General features: G+C 39.5%; 3 protein-coding genes. All 3 read left to right on the forward strand.

Going from position 1 to position 2,078, the window contains the following annotated elements; genetic code table 11:
* A partial coding sequence (locus AC4PL9_RS13050; protein WP_491605186.1) for an AAA domain-containing protein occupies positions 1-1,248 on the forward strand: 1,248 nt, incomplete at its 5' end.
* Between the two features lie 35 nt (positions 1,249-1,283).
* Positions 1,284-1,730, forward strand: a complete 447-nt coding sequence (locus AC4PL9_RS13055; RefSeq protein ID WP_491605187.1) for a hypothetical protein — start codon at positions 1,284-1,286, stop codon at positions 1,728-1,730.
* On the forward strand, positions 1,727-2,078 hold a 352-nt coding region (locus AC4PL9_RS13060), incomplete at its 3' end, for a diacylglycerol kinase family protein (protein WP_491605188.1). The genes AC4PL9_RS13055 and AC4PL9_RS13060, both read left to right, overlap by 4 nt.

The raw sequence follows: 2,078 nt of genomic DNA on the forward strand, positions 1-2,078 counted from the left end.
ATTATGGTTTTACACGGACCTCCGGGAACCGGTAAAACTACAACTTTGACGCACCTTATCCATGAGCTAACAGAGGACAACAAGACCATTGTTGCAGCAGCACCCAGTAACGCTGCTGTCGATCACTTAACCAGAGAGTTAGTTAAAAAAGGAATTCCGGTCATCCGTTTAGGTAATAATATAAAAATCAGTGAAGATCTTCTCCCCTACACCCCGGAAGGGATACTCGAGCGATCGGATGAACAAAAACAAATCAAAAAACTTAAAAAACAAGCCGAAGAATACAGAAAGATGGCCGGACAATACAAACGTAAGTTCGGAAAAGAAGAACGGGAGCAACGTTCCCTTTTGTACAAAGAAGTAAAATCCATTCGACAAGAGATTAAAGCGCTGCGAAATTTTGTACTGGACAAAGCGAAATCAAGCGCTGCCGTAATTACCGGAACGCCTGTAGCATTGTACGACGAACTGGGACCTGATTTTTCAGCAGACTACGCTCTACTCGACGAAGCCGGTCAATGCCAGGATCCGTTGGGATGGGCGGTAGCACAATATGGCGCAAACTGGATTCTTGCCGGAGACCCGTTTCAGCTTCCTCCCACTTATATCTCTGAAGAAATTGTTCAAAAGAAAATCGGGACTTCAATTCTTGACACCTTGTTCACCACTGAATTACCAGTACACCTCCTTGATACACAATACCGAATGGATGAAACAATTTGTGGCTTCTCAAACACCTGGTTTTATGAAGGTCAGCTAAAAAGCTCTACTACCCCGTCAACAGATCCTCTTCGCTTTTTTGACACAGCCGGAAGTGGTTTTGAAGAGGCTGTGGAAGCAGAATCCGGAAGTCGTTACAATGAAGGTGAAATTGAGGCTATCGAAAAATTTCTGGAACAAGAAGAGAATCAAACAACACACTGGACAATTATTACACCCTATCAGGGACAAATACGTAAACTGAAAGAGCGGGAAAACTTAAAAAAAACGCGCATTTCTACGATCGATAGCTTCCAGGGACAGGAAGATGAAGGAATCATTATTAGTTTAGTGCGCTCTAATCCCGATCAGGAAATCGGCTTCCTTCGGGATTACAGAAGAATGAATGTAGCCCTGACCCGTGCAAAAAAACACCTTGTTGTGTTTGGAGACAGTTCTACAATCGGGTCTGACTCTTTTTTCGGTAAATTTCTTGAATATTGTGAAAAAGAAAATGGCTACCGTAGTGTTTTTGAGCTGATCTATTAATTTCTTTCCGGTTCTATTTTTGTATATTTATTTCTATGAAAATCATACACTATCGTTTTTCATTACTAATCGCTTTCTTTTGTATCTTGCTACATACTGTTGCTCAGGGTCAGGAAAATATTCCCGATCCTTTTCAAGACACTACTATTTACTCAATAAAAGACCTTACCCAGATTTTTAGTACCCCGGACGAGGAACAATTAGTTCACTACTTTATGGATGAAACTTCAATCATAAGTAAACTAAGTGAATTCATTTACGTAACTGACACCTCAAAATTCTTTTTTGAAATTATTCTTGAACGAAACGGACATGTCTCCTCTATACATATTATTGATTACGAAGGACTCCCTGATTTAACGAAAGAGCTGACCACTCTGACGCAAAAACTAAATAAACTCGAAGGATGGCAACCCGGAAAAATACATAAAAAAACGGTACGATCTTCCTTTATTATACCGCTTCAAATTTGTTTAAAATGAATAAACAAAAATTTTCCCTCAAAAAACGAATCCATAGTTTCCGTTATGCAATAGAAGGACTAGTCGCTTTTTTCAAAGAAGAACACAATGCACGTGTACACCTTGTCGCAAGTTGCATTGTATTATTAACCGGCTTCTTCCTGAAAATTTCACAAATGGAATGGATCGCTATTCTGTTTGCAATTAGTATAGTATTTATTACTGAACTGATAAACACTTCTATTGAACGAGTTGCTGATTATATCTCCCCCGAACTCCACCCAAAGATCAAACTGATAAAAGATCTTGCTGCAGGAGGTGTTTTAGTATCTGCACTATTTGCAATACTCATCGGAATCATTGTATTCA

The organism is Wandonia sp. (assembly GCF_984588085.1).